Raw genomic sequence first — 16,085 nt, 5'->3', positions numbered from 1 at the left:
AAGGTTAGGCCTCTTTTTTGAAAATGGAAAAATTAAAAATCCTAAACAAGAAGGAAACAGAGGATATACTGGGTTTGATAAAGGAACAATGGGATGCAGACATGCCCATCCAGTATGTTTACCTGATGAATACCCAGGACAGGATATATGTGACAAGCCGCGATGTCTTTAACCTGGACCTGGACAAGCTGAAAATTAATTCTGTTGGCATGTATTTTGGGGAAATCCTGAAAGGCAACCAGTTAAGGCTGTCAATCGAAGGAAGCCAGCTGGCCGGGCCGCTTTCAAAAAAAGATGTTGTTGACCTGGATGATGAGGAGGCCAGAAAATGGCTCAGGGGCCTTGACCTCGATATCCAATTGGAAAGCAAGGGGTTTGTCCTGGTCAGGCATGGAAGGGATTTTCTTGGCTGTGGCAAGTCAATGGGCGACAAAATCCTCAATTATGTGCCAAAGGCGAGAAGGGTGACTAGCAGCGACTGATATTAGCAACGACTGATTGAAATTCAGGATTAAATTCTATTTGTGTTTTGATGCCTCTGGGCCGGCTCCAACACAGGACGAAAATGCGTGCAAAAGCGGGGAGCCAAGAGGCACTGATTCCCTGATTATTTTTTGCACATCTGCCAGCATTTCTTCCAGGCCATCCTGTGATTCACTTAACCAGTCATCGTCCTGCACAGCTTCATCCACTGTGTTGGCCTGGATTTGCTTATAGGTTTTATGGGTGTCTTCAGTCCTCAGGAAATTATTCAGCCACCACCTGATATAAGGATAAAATTGGACCTGGATTGCCTCGTCCCGGACTATCTTTTTTTCCCTGCCTTGCAGGCCTCCAAATTTCTTATTTACCCTGACAAAGTATTCTTTATACCCTCCTCGTGCCTCCCCGCCAATCTTGCCAGTTTCGAAATCGAGCTTGTCCCAGCGCCTGTATCGCTGATCCATATCAAGCTTCACCACCCTTTTTTCAAATTTTGAGACTAACTGTTCTGCCTCATCGGGCTGAACAACCAAAATTCCAAAAGTGTCCCTGTGGATTTTATATTCTTGCGCAAATACTGCTGGATCAAAAGTCGTGTCCTCCCCCCTGTAACCGGCTGCGTGCATGGCTGTATATATTCTGGAAAGAACTTTTTTCAAAGTGCTTTCCCGGGACTTGAGCCTGATGTATTCTGCCAGGATGGGGAATGAACGGTTCCTATTTTTGCGAACGAACAAAACTGATTCAGGAGCGCCTGCATCCCTATAGCCATTGAATTCCCGGTTCCATTTTTCATAGGATTCTCCCTTGCTCCAGTTCTTATCAACAGTTTTTCTCCAAAGGCTTGCCATTAAGGTGAATTCCCTGCGGGCCTTCTGCAAATCATTCAATGAATAATCCTGCTTGAGGATGCCAAGCAATTTATCGTAAAGCCTGTCATAATTGATGTTTCCGGTTTTTCTTTCCCGCAGGGGGATGAGAGGCTCGATATGCTTTTCCCACATTTTTTTGGATGCATCTACTGCCTCGTCAGACCTGTTTTGCATCATGTTGGTCATTAGGTCGAACTCACTGTTTATCGGCATTCCCCTGTATGCTTCTTCGCCTGCAGATAATTGTTCCACAATCTCCCCATGAAGCCTCCTGAGATATTGGGATAGGATTATGATTTTCTCAGCCCATCTTTGCTTAATTTCATTTCTATAGGAATATGCGATTTTTCCGGATGGCGCAATCAAATTATATGGATTTGCAATTATCAGCGCATAATGGGATATCAACAAGTCTTCTGGATTCCTGTTCTTCGCCGCATTCTGCAGCTTTCTTAGGTCGACTGCCATTTTTGATCATTAACTTGGAAATTTTTGCAGGGGATCAGTCCATATGCTGTGCCATGTCAAAGAATGGCCTCATCAGGCTTTCGCTTCCACGATAATGGAAATTGGGATCGCTTGCAAATTTATCAGCGTGGCGCTTAAAAACTATGCTGGCTATCATTTGTGTCAGCCTGTCATTCTTGAATTTCTCTTCCTGTTTTTCATCCTTTCTCATGATTGGGACAAAAGTCCTGAAAAACATGCTTGCGAGCGCACCGTACTTTGCCTGCTGGTCCATATCAGATAGGGTTTCAGTGATTGTGTAAAGTAGGCCATCCCTCTCAAATTCAGCTATTTTCCGTTCCTGCATCTCCACGAAGTCCCTGGTTATATCCTTGCTGTTTATTATTAAGTGCCTTTGCTGGAGGTGAGCCTGGCGCGCTATTTCCTGCATCAGTTCCGACTCAGCCACGCGCCTAGCTTCCAATGATTGAGCCACAAGTGGATGTTGGTAAAGCCCTGAATCGCTGGCCTCAATGTGCTGCCTTGCCTCAATCAGGTGGTTGCCTGCGAACAATCCCTTCCACATTTCGACCAGCCTGAAATTGCTATCCATGCTGTTCTTGCTCTGGGGGCTCCGCCTTTTGTCTATGGAATCAATTCTCTCCTTCATTCTTTTGTGCCTGTCCTGGGAAGTTTCCTGCCTTTGCTGCATCAGATCAAGGGTCTGCTGCTGGTCCGCGCGGCTAAGGTAATTCGCATAGCTGTACATGTCCGAGATGTTGTGCCTGCGGTCCCCAAATTTCAGGATTCCTGAATTTATGTCTGCAACCAGGATGTGCAGCCGTGTTTCGTGGTCAGAAAGATAGTCCCTGCCATCCCTGTGATTTATGCCAGGCCGCACTGTGTAGGGGGCTATTCCAAAAATATGCCCGGCGTAGCTTGAATCCAGGATTTTAAGCCTGCTCAGGTTTGTGATTTGCCTCATGCTGTAGTCAATTGCTTCCAGACCCTTGAATTGGCCTGTTGCAACATTCCTGACTAAAAAGCTGTCCATTGACTCCTGCAATTTGTCGAGGTATTGCTGTGTAAGGTCACGCCTGATGCCAGTTACCAGAACAGCCTCCAGGCCCTGGTTTATCTCAGAGTTTATTTTCCCATACATTTCCTTGATTGCCTCAGGCTCATTGCCCATGGCTGGCCTAAGCTGCTTTTCTCTAATGTTCGTATAATCATTGATTAATTTCCTGTAGTTTCCATGTTCAACAGAGCTTAAATGCTCATATGAGCGGAAAAGCTGATTTCGCAGGGCTACCAGGAATGTTGGCTCAAGGCTTTTGATGCTATCAGGATCAGTCCTGATCTCCTGCACAACAGTTTTCACCTTTGGCTTAAAATCAGTTCCCCATCTGCGTGCAAAATCCTCATCGCTTAATTTTTCAGGGGTGTCATGGAGCAGGGCTGAAATCATGTCGAGATAGCTAAGGTTATGCCTGGCCGAGATATTCATAACGTTTAGGATGTGGAACATGTATGACATTCCCGTTTGCCTTGGCTCGCTCTGGTGCGTGTTATACGCCACATTAAGTGCCCAATTCACGGCAGCCTGCTGATCCTGGGAGAGTGAGTGCACATAAGAATGGAAAGTGGTTACTGTCCTGTCAACATCAGCAAGAAAGTTGCTCAGGAATTTTTCCGAAACAGGCGCTGATTCATATGTTAAAATGTCATCCAGGATATCAGGCTGTGAGAAATCAATCATTCCGGTATTCCGCCCGTTCTTGAAAATGTAGGGAATCGGGTAACTTAGATCGCTCGCATAAGGTACTTCGTTCCTGTAGCCTATATCGCGGCTCGTTCTTACATCTATGAGTGACATGGCTTTTTGTCATGAATTTGGCTTTAAAAAGCTTTGCTCAATTTGTTACTAGAAAGTGATTATTTAGCGATAACCAGATGGCCTGCGTCAAATTTTATAAGGGACAATGACAGTGAATGTGCTGCCCTTGCCTTCAGACGATGCGACCTCAACCTTGCCCTTGTGAAGGTCGATAATTTTCTTGACTATGGCCAGGCCAAGGCCTGTGCCGCCCTTTGTGCGCGTCATATGGCTTTCCGACTGGTAGAATTTGTCAAATAGCTTTGGTATGTCCTTGTGGGGGATGCCCCTGCCCGAATCCTTGATTGAGAGTGCCCATTCGCCCTTTCTTTTTTCAGCTGTCACTTTTATTTTGCCTTTGTTATCTGTGAATTTAATTGCATTGCCCATGAGGTTTACAAACACCTGTGTAATTTTGCTTGGATCGGCATTGACCTTGAAATTTTCAGGGATTGAGAATGCAACTTCAATTTCCTTTCCCTCTGCGCCCGCGTAGTAAATAGGCTTTTTCAGCTCGTTGAGGTCAAATTCCCTGATTTTCAGATGCTCCTTGCCTGACTCAAGCTTGGAAAGGCTGAGAAGGTCATTGATCAGGCTTGAAAGCCGGTCCGATTCTGACTCGACTATCCTTACGGCATTTTTTTGCTGCTCATTTGTCTCGCCAAACTTTCCGCTTTTCAGGAGGGAGAGGTACAATTTGATCGATGTCAATGGCGTCCTCAGCTCGTGGCTGACAACTGACACAAATTCATCCTTCATCCTGCCAAGTTCCCGCTCAATCTTGTATTTGCGCTCTGCTTTTGTGAGCCTCTCGCGAAGGTATGCCTTGTCCACCAGCTTCAGGAAAGTGACCCTTGTCAAGAGCAGGATGGCAAAAATAGGGAATGGCTGGACAAAAAGCCTGAGCCGGATCGAGCTGTTGCCATAGAAAAAAATGTTGATAAATTCGGCAACAGGCACGACAAGGTAGAGAAGGAACGCGGCATAGATGCTTCCGCTGTAGCGAAAATCCTCGTCTGGATAGCGCAAAAGCTCCACGATGGCATAGACTATTATGGAGAATGTGAGCAGGTGGTGGATATAATTCCCCCAAAAAAAGACATAATTTTGAATGCTCCTGCTTCCCAGCCAAAAAGCTTCGATCAAAAGTGAAATAACAGCTATGGCAACAAGCTGCGCACGGTAATCAACCTTGAACCTGAGAAGCCGGGTCTTGAACGCCGGGAAAATAAAGGCATTGACCAGCAGCACCAGCGTAATCAGGTCGAGAAACCTGTCCAGGACAGGCCAAAAAAAGCTGATGGTGCCGATGGAAAACCCGCCAAACAACACCGTTGCATAAATTGAGACTTCAAGGAGGCTGTTTATCAGCAGGCTTACAAAGGCTATGCTCAGGTATTTCAGCTCACGCTTCCTTTCATTGATTTGCGTTTTTGTGTATTCCGAGATTACCATATATGAGAGCAGAATTGAGATTACAAGCTCTATTGAGCTCCTGTAAAATGCGCCCTGGTAAGTGCCAAGAAAGTAGAAAAAGCTGTGCCACAGGTCTGATGAGAATAATGAGACATATTGCTCCATTGTAATCAATCCCCTGTGATAAAAATATTTCTCCTGCCGCAGTTATCAGTCACGGAGAAGCCTTTTCACATTGTTCATCAAGTCGTCAGGCTCAAATGGCTTGGTCATGTAGATGTCCGTGCCAACCATCTCGCCTTTCTTCCTGTCAATAGGCTGATTAAGGGCTGTGACCATGATGATTTTTGTATCCTTCAGCTTGTTGTGCTGCCGGATGTTAAAGCTGACATCATACCCGCCGCGGTTTGGCAGCATAAGGTCGAGGACAATCAAGTCAGGCTGGAGCTTCTTGGCCATTTCCAGACCCATATCCCCGTCCGGAGCAACGTGCACTTCATAGTCTGACTCCAGCACAAGCCTTTCAGCCTCTGCAATGTTCGGTTCATCCTCAATTATCAAGACCCTTTTTGGCATAATCCCACCTCAACTCCCTGACCATGCCGGAGTATAAAAAGATTGGCAAAATAATTGCGGGTTATGTGCCGAGGGTTATGTGCCGCCCTGATTGGAAAGGATATTTTTTTATAGGCACGTGGTTTCCAGAGCATATGGATGCCATGGCAAAAAATGAACTGCCGGGCCGGGCAGCGTACGGGGAAATCTGCAGGAAAATCATAGACGAAGTCAGGCAGCAGAATGTTGCAGACCAGGCAGGATTCAACAGGATTAAGATGTCCCTTGTAAAGAGGGCAGGATTGAAAAGCATCCCGCGGAATATTGACATTGCGTCCTTTGCGACAAATGATGAGCGGCAGGAGCTCAAGGAACTCCTGACAATAAAGCCAACAAGGACAATTTCCGGCGTGGCAACTATTGCGATTATGCCAAGGCCGATAGCATGCAGGCACGGGAAATGCTCTTACTGCCCGGGCGGGCCAGGCAGTGTTTTTGGCAGCGTTCCGCAGGCATACACCGGGAAAGAGCCGGCAACCAGGCGCGCAATCAGGAACAGCTATGATCCGTATCTCCAGACATCAAACAGGGTTGAGCAGTACCTTGCAATGAACAAGGTCCCTGATAAAATCGAAATGATAATCATGGGAGGGACCTATACCAGCTTTCCAATAGGCTACCAGGAGGAATTTATCAAGTACAGCTATAAAGCCCTGAATGACCTGTCAGACAAGTTTTTTGAAGGGCCGGGCAATGAGTACATGGATTTAGAAAAATTCAATGAGTTCTTCAAGCTGCCTGGCAATCTTGCAGATGAAAACAGGACAACTGCAATACAGGAGCAATTGCTTCTGCTGAAAAACAGCCCTGCTGATGTTGGCCTGGAATCAGAGCAGCTGAGAAATGAAAAGGCCAAGATGCGCCTGGTGGCATTATGCTTCGAGACCAGGCCTGACTGGGCCAATGAGCCGCAGATTGACATGATGCTCAAGCTTGGCGCCACAAGAGTGGAGATTGGCGTCCAGACAGTCTACAGTGAGGTGCTCGACCGGATTAAAAGGATGCACACTGTCGAGGACAGCATCAGTGCAACGCGCAAGCTGAAGGACAGCTTCCTGAAGGTTGGATACCACATGATGCCGGGATTGCCTGGCGTAACCCTTGAGCAGGATTTGGAGTCGCTCGGGCAGATTGTGAAAAACCCTGACTTCATGCCTGATGCAATCAAGATATACCCCTGCATGGTTATGAGAGGGACACCATTGTTTGAGCAATGGAAAAAAGGTGAGTACCTGCCCCCGACAACGGAGCAAAGCGCTGAGATAATTGCAGAGTTCAAAAGGGATGTGCCAGAATGGCTAAGGATAATGAGGGTGCAGAGGGATATCCCGACTTTCATGACTGAATCAGGGGTTGACCGGACGAATTTAAGGCAGTATGTTGAACGGAAAATGGAAGAAAAAAATGTCAAATGCAGGTGCGCAAGATGCAGGGAGCCGAGGAGCAAGGAAATCAGCTGGGACAATGTCGAAATAAAAAAACAGGAATATGATTCTTCTGGTGGAAAAGAGTTGTTCATTTCATGCGAAGACACAAAAAATGACCTGTTGATTGGCTTTGCCAGGATGAGAAAGCCAGGCATGCCGCACCGGCCGGAAATTGACGGGAACACGCTTGGCATCAGGGAATTGCATGTGTACGGCCCGGCTGTTAACCTTCAGAAAAAAGACAAGGCAGCTGCACAGCACAGGGGCATTGGAAAGTCCCTCCTTGCCGAAGCCGAAAGGCTGGCAGCTGAGGATTATGACGGCAAGAAAATGCTGGTAATTTCCGGAGTCGGCGTCAGGGAGTATTACAAAAGGCTTGGCTATGAAAGGGAAGGCCCCTACATGGCAAAGAAATTAATATGAGAGGATTTTGATTGCAGTTTGAGGTGAAAAAATGACTGGAAAAACAAACACGGACGAGCAGATTGGATTTCACAAGGGCGCATTGTCAACCCTGGCCAAGGAAAGGGAAGAGATGTTAAAGATTCTCAACATAGTTGAGCAGCTAATGAGAATGCACCTCAAAGGCCTCAAGGATCTGGGCGTTGAAATAAAGACAACCCAGGCAACAGGCAAATCCTTGGAAGGCAAGATGAAGAAATAATGCGGAAAATGCCAAAGGAGATAAGCTTTGCCTGCAGCGGCCATGCCAATGTACTGGCGACCCACGGGAATTCCCTTGAATTTACAAAAGACACCGAGCTTTCTGTGAAAGGGGACTGCATACTTGGAGTTGGCTGCGACTTTAACGCTGGTGACCTGGCTGACATTGCCAGGAATTCCGGGAATTTTGAGATGAATCTGGAAGCAGGGGATGCAAGAGATTCTGTGCACGGCAGGATAAACGCAAAATTTGGCCACAGGGATGAGATTGTGATGAGGATAGGAGAATTTTCCTCAGAAAGGACATTCGGGATAAGGTGCGACAAGCCTGCTGCAATGATAAACAGGAGATTAATAGAAAACCTGAAAAAAGGCGCACGGCTGAATGTCAGGATAAAGGCTGTGTGATTATAGGATTTCTGGAAACATGCGCAATACAAATAAGTGTATAATAGCCAAAGGATAGGTTAATATAGTTAGCTTGCCGCGATTTCCATTGGCAAAATGAAAGATGCGCTGAGTGATGAAGTCAGGGAAAACAGAAAACCAGGCTATGAGATACACCCGATTATCCTGAATAGGTGGTCTTCAAGGGCACTGAGCGGCGAGGAAATGACAGATGATGATCTCATGCCCCTATTTGAGGCAGCGAGATGGGCCCCTTCCTCTTCAAACAACCAGGAATGGCTATTTCTTTATGCAAAAAATAATTCAGGTGAGTGGCCAATTTATTTCGGGTTGTTGAGTGAGGGAAACCAACGATGGGCAAAAAGGGCTGCTGTGCTCGTAATTGTGCTGTCGAGGAAGATTTCGGACAATGGTGAGAAACCCATCAGGACCCACAGCTTTGACACAGGCCTCGCGAGTGAGAATCTTCTGCTTGAGGGGACAAGAAGGGGCTTTATTGCGCATCCAATCGGCGGCTTTGACAGGGACAGGGCCATGTCGGAGCTGAATATTCCTGACGTTTACAATATAGAATGCATGATTGTTATCGGAAAAAAAGGCAGTAAGGACATGCTTGAGGAAAAGGACAGGGTCAGGGAGATACCGAGCCAGAGAAAGCCATTGAATGACATGATAAGGAAAGGGATGTTTGGATAGTCATCAGGTCTGCAAATAAGTAAATTCATCAATTCCTGGCTCCTCATAAGTTCCTGTTGCCATCTGCCAGATTGTTGCCCTGATTCTTGTTTTTGCCCATGAGGTTTGCACTTTTTGTGCCCTTGTCTGGTTGATGTAATGAGTGGTAGATAGGCACTCAGTCAGGTAAGGAGGGGTAATAATGTCCTCTGCCCAGAAATTGTCAGTGTCATTATGCATATCTGTCATGATTTCAATTTCCTCTATAACACCAGCTGGGATTGTGACTTCGACTTTGCCGCTGTAGATGTCAGCCTTTTCCACTTTTGCATTGGGGTTCCCTCCATTTACCGAACTCCACGGGTAAGTATCCCTATTGAAAAAGGCAATCTGCACTGTGAATTTTCCTGCTGTGCCCTCGAGGTTTTTCAGCATCAGCGTTGGCGTTAGGCTGGTTCCGTTTTTCTTCCATGGCGAATTTGTGATAAAGGCGTCCTCAAACCTGTATGGCCGGGTGATGCATTCTTCCTCCTGCTGCTTCGATTCAATGTAAGATTGGTTGTCAAAAACAGGGGTGGAGATTGTCTTGTAAGGAAATTTCATCACAAAGATGATGATATAGAGCATCAATGCAAGTGCAGCAGAGGCAATTACTGATTTGCGCCTTTTTTTTCTCTGCAGGCCATCAGCTTTGGGCACGGTCTCCTCCATGAGCAGGGATTTGTATTTTAAAGTAAATTAAATTTTCGCTTGGTGATGCGAGGCCAATAGGGTTTGCCCGAAAACCCGCCTTTCGGCCCGGTTTGGGCATCCGCTCAGCATTGCAGCTTCTCTCGAATTGCATTTTTCTCCTCTGCAACCCCGAAAAATGCATAATCCCTCTGGAAATGGGCTTCGCAAAATTGATGCCCAAACTGACTTTTCGAGCAAAGCCGGCGAATAGAAATTATTTGAGGAGGTTCGAGCAAATCGATACAATATGCTCGGCCTGGCTTATGATGTCGCTTCCGTTTGAATCCGTGTCAATGCCCTGGATGAAGGGGCTTTTCCATTTGCTGCCCAATCCCTGGTCACGCTCACGGTACATGCCGCCGCCATTGTGCTCCAAAGCCCTGGCTGTTGTGCCGCGGATCACATAATACCCGGAGCCATCATTTTTCAGAAGCTTGACTATGCCCACTTTCCCGCCGATGACAAAAATCTCCAGGAATGATGCCTTTTTGCCGCCTTTCCATGTCTCGACAAAATAGCTTCTCCAGCCATCATGCCATATCCTCAGCGTTTCATCCTGATAAGTGCCCATTATCCCCTTGAATTTGCTGCCAAGCCAGTCAACCTCAGTGCCCATTAATTTTGCTGAGCCAATTTTTCTGATTAAGGCAGGGATATGCGCCGAGTCAATTGCTGATGCGTGCGCGGTTTTGTATTCATAGTCGCCGAAATATCCTTTGTCAATTTCGATATCCCTATCGCCCACTGCCTTTATCCCCTTGAAATCATAGTCAAACTTCACCCCTGACATGATTGCGCCAATTTCAACCAGCGTTGCCTGATTGTCGATATCCAGATTATTTGGGATGTGGATTCTCTCACCGCCCTGAATGACCTGGACAACCTGGCCTTTATCATCGCCAGGGAAGATGCCTTTGTTAGAGAAATAACCGCCAATTATTGAGTTGGCAAGCAGAACAACGACCATTACACCGGTAATCATGCCAGCGCGCTTTGCCATTGCCTGCCTTGAGAGTTTGACTGCATAGTCTGGGAGAATCCCCTTGAGCTTCTCGACATCATCCCGCATTAAGGTGAAATCCCGGAACAGGTTTTGCTCACGCCTGTAGTATTCCTGGTAGTCCTGCCAGCGATGCCGTTCAGCAGCAATCAGCTGTTTTTCAAGAATTGCGAGCAGGTTGTTGCGCGGCTTGTTGAACGATGCATTGAGCATCTTGTGAAGCTTGTCGATGTTGAGCATCACTGTCCGCAGGATGCCCGCATTTGCCTCTGCGCCGGAGCCTGACAGGCCACTGAACTGTTTCCTGTCCTGCACAAGGGCATCGATATCTGCCTTGACGATTTTCCAGAATGCAATTTCATGCTGTATGGCATTTGTAAGGAGTTCGAGCTCAACTGCACTGACATTCAGGAAGGTGAGCCTGGAGGCTATATCGCCGGTGTCAACACTATTGGCCAGCTCTTCTGCATGGGGCAGCAGCCTTGCTGCGATGCTGTTCAATTTTGCCTTTTCCGCCCTGAGAACATCATAAATCCTGAAAAGCTTTGCTGCCCTCATGTGCAAAGCCCTTCGCTGCACTGCATTTGTAGCCATGGAGCAATTGTTTCTAAAGCGGATTATATATTTTTTGGTAGATGAAGGGCTTGGATTTTGTCTAAAATGGAGCGGCATATGATGGACTGCACTCAAAAATGCCCAGCCTGTCATCCAAATGGCAGTATTGTGATGTCAGTAATTGCGACATGCCCTGGCTGAGAGGCAATGAAGTATATTGCCGAGGCAATTTCCTCTGGCCGAAGCATAAGCGGAAGCTTGCCCTTGTTTGCGGTTTTTCTCCTCCGCAGTTCATGCTGGCTGAAAAAGCCAGTTTTGACCATTCCGGGGCATATTGTGGTGACCTTGATTTCAAAGTCATTAAGTTCTTTCCTCAATCCTTCAGAGAAGCCCATTACCCCATATTTGGATGCGCTGTAAAACTCACGGCCTGGCCCGGACTCCTTTCCTGAAATCGATGCGATGTTTATGATGTGCCCTGTTTTTTTCTTTTTCATGGATTGAACAGCGTGCTTGCTTAGCAGGGCCACGCCAATAAGGTTGACATTTAGAAGATTTAAATAATCCCCGGGCTTGATGGTGTCAATAGTCTCAAACAGGCCCCGCCCTGCATTGTTGACAAGAATGTCGATTGCGCCAAATTTCTTTACAGTTTTCTGGACAATGATTGCCACACTAGCCTCATCAGTCACGTCACCCTGCAGGACAAGGTATGAGGCCTGCGGAAATTTTCCGCCAAGCTCTTTTTCCAGTGCTTTGCAGCTGTCCCCGGACCTTGCAAATGTAGCCACATTATGCCCGGCTTCCAGAAACTTAAAAACACAGGCCCTGCCCATGCCGCTTGTGCCGCCACTGATTAAAACAGTCTTGATTTCTGACATGGAATTAATTTCATTGCCATATATTTAAATTTTTTTGATATCCGGACAAATGTTTGTATGTTTTGAAATGAGTGCAAGGTTATTTCCTAATAAGCAAATCACTTATTCGTTAGGAACAAAGTTCCGATTATTAAAGTGATTTGCTATAAAAGAATTGTCCTGGCGCCATGCCTAAAAAAAAATTGATATGAAGCCTCTGGAGGGAGTTGCACCCTCGACCTCGTCCTATTTGTCTTCAATTGAATACCAAGGACGCGCAATGGCTACTATGCTACAGAGGCGTTTATGATTTGCAAAGCAAATCCTCGACCCGAAGGGGAGGACTCTTTGGGTTCTATCCTTTCTCTAGAGAAAGGATAGCTATCTATGCTACAGAGGCATAAATACACTATTTGCCCGCTCTTAGAATCTAAAAACTGTTTATAAAGTTACTGAAAATGAACGTTGACTTCCCCCAGGATGGAGCTTAGTAGAAAACTTCGCCTGAAGGCTCAGGTTTTGCCATCGGCGAGGGCAGTTTTCTCCCTGGAACTCCGAAAACTGCTGTCTGCCTTATTTCCAGATGCTCGCAGAATTGATGGCAAAACGTAAACTTTTCTACTAAGCCCAGGATGGTAAAAACTTTATAAACAACATGCATCAGATTAAAACCAATGGGGGAAGAACAGAGATACATCACGCCTCAGAAGCAGCAATCTACCGACTATGGCAGGCGGAAATTCATAGGGAACGGGCTCATTCTCCTGGCAGGCTATGCTGCAGGGACAACGCTGCTGGCAGGCGCTGGATTCGCAAAAAGAGACTCATGGCCCCCACGGAGCGACAAGGAGCTGATTATTGGCTCGATTGATACTGCTGTCATGATGGCCCACCTAGACTATGATGCGATGGTGGAAAAAATAAAAGACAGGGCAGTGAAGGAGGAAATGCCGGCTTTCTTCCGCTTTACAAAGGTTTACCGTACACTTAACAGAGGGGATGTGCCTTCGCCCATCGACGAAAAGTTACAGCTGATGCTGTCCGGAATAACGGAGAAGGGCAACAAAGTTGATCTCCATATGGATCTGGAAAAGATGAAAGGCGAATGCCTGCTGGACTCAATGGGGATGCCTTACCATATAGACGCCGCGGATTTGAGGATGCGCAGCATTTATTATTCTGATTTTTCAATAACCATATCGCAATGGAGCCGAAAGCCCGCAGTCATCGACCCAGACTATCCCCTCTATTTGGACCCAAGGGAGCTGCATGCATTCGGGCAGAAAATCTTTGAGTACCTGCACAGGCATTTTCCATTGCCTCAGCCAGACGAGAAAGACGGTGGCGGGCCCAAGGAGCCCGAGCCCACAATCAACAGGACAAAGTGGGGCACTTTTCTGACTTAGCCGGCCAAAACCAAAGGTTTATATACATCTTGATAACAAAATAACACTGGCGGGGTTGATTGAATAATGGGACAACAGGAAGTATATGATTTTTTGAAGAAAAATAAAAAAATGTGGTTCAGCTCAAAGGATATTGCAAAGAAGCTGAAGGTTTCCATTGGCTCTGTGACCAATAGCCTGAAAAGGCTGAGGGAAAGCAAGCAGGTCCTTTTCAAGATTAAGAAAAAGGAACCAATGGCCAGGAAGATATTTGAGTATAAATTCAAGAAGTGATTGAGTTCTCCGCGCTTAATTTTTCAATGATAAAAGTTTAAATAGTCTTTACCTTTCTGTGATTTTGCGGGAGTAGCGAAGCCTGGCCAAACGTGCAGGACTTAAGAGGGGCACACAGCACATGTTGTGATTTTTCCTTTATGTTATCCTGTCCCTTAGTGGGTTCGGGGGTTCAAATCCCTCCTCCCGCATAAACTTTATAAATGAACAGCGAAAGAACATTAATAATAGATTATGTAGGGATAATAGATTATGTAGGGGGGTGCGATACATGAGAGATTATTTGAAGATATTGTTGGTTTTAGCAGTTCTGACAATTTTTGTTGCTGCGTGCAATACGCCATCGGCAGACACTGGCAATAACGGCCAGCAGGCTGATGATAATGCTGCAGGAGAACAGGCAGAGGACAATTCTGATGCCAGTGATGCATCTGTGGATTCAAATATGCCTGCATTGGACAGCGAGAATGCTGAAGAGACGGTAGTGGAAGATGATAATGATGGTGACGTGCCCATGCCAAATGTGGCCGCGGAAGCATCAGCCAAAAGCCTTGGCATGGACAAGCTTTACAACTATGGCATGCTAAAGAACTATGAGTATAGGGTTACTTCAACTGCAGGAGGGGTTGACACTGTCACAAACATGAAATATGGCGTGACATCTGACCCGGTCAATGGTGTGGCAGCATGGAAAACATCTGTCAATATCGAAAGCCAGGGAGCAACAATTACATCAAACACCTGGCTGAGCAAGGCAAATTACAAGTGCCTGAAAATAACCACTACGATAAATGCCATGGGGCAGAATATTGACCAGGAAGCAGAGTGCCCACAGGAAGGCCCGAATGCAGTCTCAAGCCCTGATGCAAGCATGCCGCAGCTCCAGTTTGTTGGGAGCGAAAGCGTGACAGTGCCGGCAGGGACATTCAGCGCAGAGAAATACCAGCTCGAGAGCGTTATGTACTGGTATTCAAGCGGTGTGCCATTGCCAATCAAGGTGACATACACTTCTGCGCAGGTTTCAACTGCAATGGAGCTTGTAAGCTACAGCTAAGGTCTGTAAGTTTTTATTTTCTGTAATTTTTTATTTTTTTATTGTTATATTATTATAATGTTTATATGGGAGAAAAAATAATAACAGAGGACAAGATATAGCCTTGGCCGTGCTATTGTTCAAGCTCAATCTCCAGCCCGCCTGCAAATTTTGCAACCCAATTGTAGAATAGGGTGTCTCAATGCTTCTGCATATTCAAGAACTTCCTGACCTGGCTTCGCAGGTCGTGCACTTCCTGTGCCAGCCCCTGCTCATACCTTTCTGTATGAATCTTGTACACATACTGGTCAAATATTGCCCTGAGAAAGTAGAACATTGGCTTTTTCTCCCACCTGTGCTCATAATCCAGCTCAAGGTAGCCGTCAAACTCAACCTCCACTTCACCCTTGTTCAGCTTGACCTTCTTTTTGTCAATTTCCACAGTCACTTCTTTCAGATGCTTCATGGTAATGAGCACTTTTATGACATATTTAGCGTAATCAGTGATTTTTCTGTAGGGCTCCATGTGAACTTCAACCTGCTTGCCGGAAGTGTAAACATGCTCGTAATTCCTCAGCTCATGCTTGGTGTAGGCACGCTCACGGAAATAATAATCAATAAGCTTGTAAAGCTCGGTGGCATCAAATAAGCCATTATATTCCACCTTTAGATTGTCAACGATTATTCTTCTCTCAACCATGAGTTGCACCGCTTTTTGGCACAGTAAATTTGGCTTAGCATATTATTTTCCTAATACATGTCAGCAAACTGGTTTCCGCGGCCCTGCATGTCCAGCCATTGCTTGATAGTCTCCTGAAGGTTGTGGGCTTCATACTCTATCTTGTCCGCATAAGACTGAATTTTTCTGTAGGTTATGTATTTTATGTAAAAATCCCGGAGGGTTACATGGAACTGGCTTGATTCCCACTTGTTCTCATAGTCATATTCAAAATCAACCTGGATGGTCAGCTTGAGCCTGCCTTTTTCCATCATTATTTTTTTGTCTTCCTTGACAACAGTGACTGGCTGAAGGTCCCAGGTGTGGATAAAGATGCCATACCTGACACGCATGAACTCTGTGTCATTCCTGTATGCGAAAATCTTGATTTCCTGGGCATCCCCCTGCACCGGGTGCTTGTCCTTGAATACAGGCTCATGCCACTCGAGCTTCCGTGCATCAAACCAGTTGTATAGGGTGCGGTATAGGCCATCCATGTCCAGGATGCCCACATATTTCACAATAAGCTCCTTGTCCGGGCCCCAAATGCTATCAGTGACTGACATAAAGCAAAATGTTGGAATAAGGTTATATATATTTTTCTATGTAAAATTGCCATTGGTAAA

General features: G+C 46.1%; 17 protein-coding genes and 1 tRNA gene. 9 read left to right on the top strand and 9 right to left on the bottom strand.

The genetic code is table 11. The features are described from left to right. The first annotated feature begins 23 nt into the window (after window positions 1–23). The gene (locus J4227_07005) at window positions 24–482 is read left to right on the top strand and encodes a hypothetical protein (protein MBS3110249.1); all 459 of its coding nucleotides are present in this window, start codon (window positions 24–26) and stop codon (window positions 480–482) included. 36 nt (window positions 483–518) lie between these two features. Here J4227_07005 and J4227_07000 read toward each other — a convergent pair whose 3' ends face one another. The 4 genes from J4227_07000 to J4227_06985 form a co-directional block, all read right to left on the bottom strand. Then, window positions 519–1,823 carry a hypothetical protein gene (locus J4227_07000; GenBank protein MBS3110248.1) on the bottom strand — a complete coding sequence of 435 codons (1,305 nt, stop codon included), beginning with the start codon at window positions 1,821–1,823 and terminating at the stop codon, window positions 519–521. A 34-nt stretch (window positions 1,824–1,857) separates the two neighbouring features. Then, on the bottom strand, window positions 1,858–3,678 hold the full coding sequence (locus J4227_06995) for a hypothetical protein (GenBank protein ID MBS3110247.1): 1,821 nt from the start codon (window positions 3,676–3,678) through the stop codon (window positions 1,858–1,860). An 87-nt stretch (window positions 3,679–3,765) separates the two neighbouring features. Then, a complete protein-coding gene (locus J4227_06990) occupies window positions 3,766–5,259 on the bottom strand; it encodes a GHKL domain-containing protein (GenBank protein MBS3110246.1) in 1,494 nt (497 codons plus the stop codon). Window positions 5,260–5,304: 45 nt separating this feature from the next. Next, on the bottom strand, window positions 5,305–5,670 hold the full coding sequence (locus J4227_06985) for a response regulator (GenBank protein MBS3110245.1): 366 nt from the start codon (window positions 5,668–5,670) through the stop codon (window positions 5,305–5,307). A 143-nt stretch (window positions 5,671–5,813) separates the two neighbouring features. Between J4227_06985 and J4227_06980 the strand changes: the two genes are divergently transcribed. From J4227_06980 to J4227_06965, 4 genes are all read left to right on the top strand, one after another. Beyond that, the gene (locus J4227_06980) at window positions 5,814–7,559 is read left to right on the top strand and encodes a tRNA uridine(34) 5-carboxymethylaminomethyl modification radical SAM/GNAT enzyme Elp3 (protein MBS3110244.1); all 1,746 of its coding nucleotides are present in this window, start codon (window positions 5,814–5,816) and stop codon (window positions 7,557–7,559) included. A gap of 31 nt (window positions 7,560–7,590) precedes the next feature. Continuing rightward, on the top strand, window positions 7,591–7,800 hold the full coding sequence (locus J4227_06975; protein ID MBS3110243.1) for a hypothetical protein: 210 nt from the start codon (window positions 7,591–7,593) through the stop codon (window positions 7,798–7,800). 8 nt (window positions 7,801–7,808) lie between these two features. Next, complete coding sequence (locus J4227_06970) at window positions 7,809–8,207, top strand: DUF371 domain-containing protein (GenBank protein ID MBS3110242.1); 399 nt, start codon at window positions 7,809–7,811, stop codon at window positions 8,205–8,207. Between the two features lie 96 nt (window positions 8,208–8,303). Next, complete coding sequence (locus J4227_06965) at window positions 8,304–8,903, top strand: nitroreductase family protein (GenBank protein MBS3110241.1); 600 nt, start codon at window positions 8,304–8,306, stop codon at window positions 8,901–8,903. A 3-nt stretch (window positions 8,904–8,906) separates the two neighbouring features. On the opposite strand, the gene J4227_06960 is transcribed toward J4227_06965, so the two are convergent. The 3 genes from J4227_06960 to J4227_06950 all read right to left on the bottom strand — a co-directional run bounded on the left by J4227_06960 (window position 8,907) and on the right by J4227_06950 (window position 12,050). Then, a complete protein-coding gene (locus J4227_06960) occupies window positions 8,907–9,593 on the bottom strand; it encodes a hypothetical protein (GenBank protein ID MBS3110240.1) in 687 nt (228 codons plus the stop codon). Between the two features lie 235 nt (window positions 9,594–9,828). Next, on the bottom strand, window positions 9,829–11,208 hold the full coding sequence (locus J4227_06955) for a hypothetical protein (protein ID MBS3110239.1): 1,380 nt from the start codon (window positions 11,206–11,208) through the stop codon (window positions 9,829–9,831). A gap of 110 nt (window positions 11,209–11,318) precedes the next feature. Continuing rightward, window positions 11,319–12,050 carry an SDR family oxidoreductase gene (locus J4227_06950; GenBank protein MBS3110238.1) on the bottom strand — a complete coding sequence of 244 codons (732 nt, stop codon included), beginning with the start codon at window positions 12,048–12,050 and terminating at the stop codon, window positions 11,319–11,321. Between the two features lie 653 nt (window positions 12,051–12,703). On the opposite strand from J4227_06950, the gene J4227_06945 reads away from it, so the two are divergent. From J4227_06945 to J4227_06930, 4 genes are all read left to right on the top strand, one after another. Then, window positions 12,704–13,435, top strand: coding sequence for a hypothetical protein (locus J4227_06945; GenBank protein MBS3110237.1), 732 nt, complete (start codon window positions 12,704–12,706; stop codon window positions 13,433–13,435). A 66-nt stretch (window positions 13,436–13,501) separates the two neighbouring features. After that, window positions 13,502–13,708, top strand: a complete 207-nt coding sequence (locus J4227_06940) for an HTH domain-containing protein (GenBank protein MBS3110236.1) — start codon at window positions 13,502–13,504, stop codon at window positions 13,706–13,708. A gap of 66 nt (window positions 13,709–13,774) precedes the next feature. Beyond that, window positions 13,775–13,899 (top strand) — tRNA-Leu (locus J4227_06935). Window positions 13,900–13,979: 80 nt separating this feature from the next. Then, window positions 13,980–14,762 carry a hypothetical protein gene (locus J4227_06930; protein ID MBS3110235.1) on the top strand — a complete coding sequence of 261 codons (783 nt, stop codon included), beginning with the start codon at window positions 13,980–13,982 and terminating at the stop codon, window positions 14,760–14,762. 178 nt (window positions 14,763–14,940) lie between these two features. On the opposite strand, the gene J4227_06925 is transcribed toward J4227_06930, so the two are convergent. Beyond that, window positions 14,941–15,441 (bottom strand): hypothetical protein, encoded by a 501-nt coding sequence (locus tag J4227_06925; protein ID MBS3110234.1) that lies wholly within the window; start codon window positions 15,439–15,441, stop codon window positions 14,941–14,943. Window positions 15,442–15,491: 50 nt separating this feature from the next. Further along, on the bottom strand, window positions 15,492–16,025 hold the full coding sequence (locus J4227_06920) for a hypothetical protein (protein MBS3110233.1): 534 nt from the start codon (window positions 16,023–16,025) through the stop codon (window positions 15,492–15,494). Window positions 16,026–16,085: the final 60 nt, after the last annotated feature.

This window comes from Candidatus Woesearchaeota archaeon, from assembly GCA_018303405.1.
Lineage (GTDB): Archaea > Nanobdellota > Nanobdellia > Woesearchaeales > JABMPP01 > JAGVYD01.
Note: the sequence above shows the minus strand (reverse complement) of the source record. Positions and strands in the feature narration are given on the sequence as shown.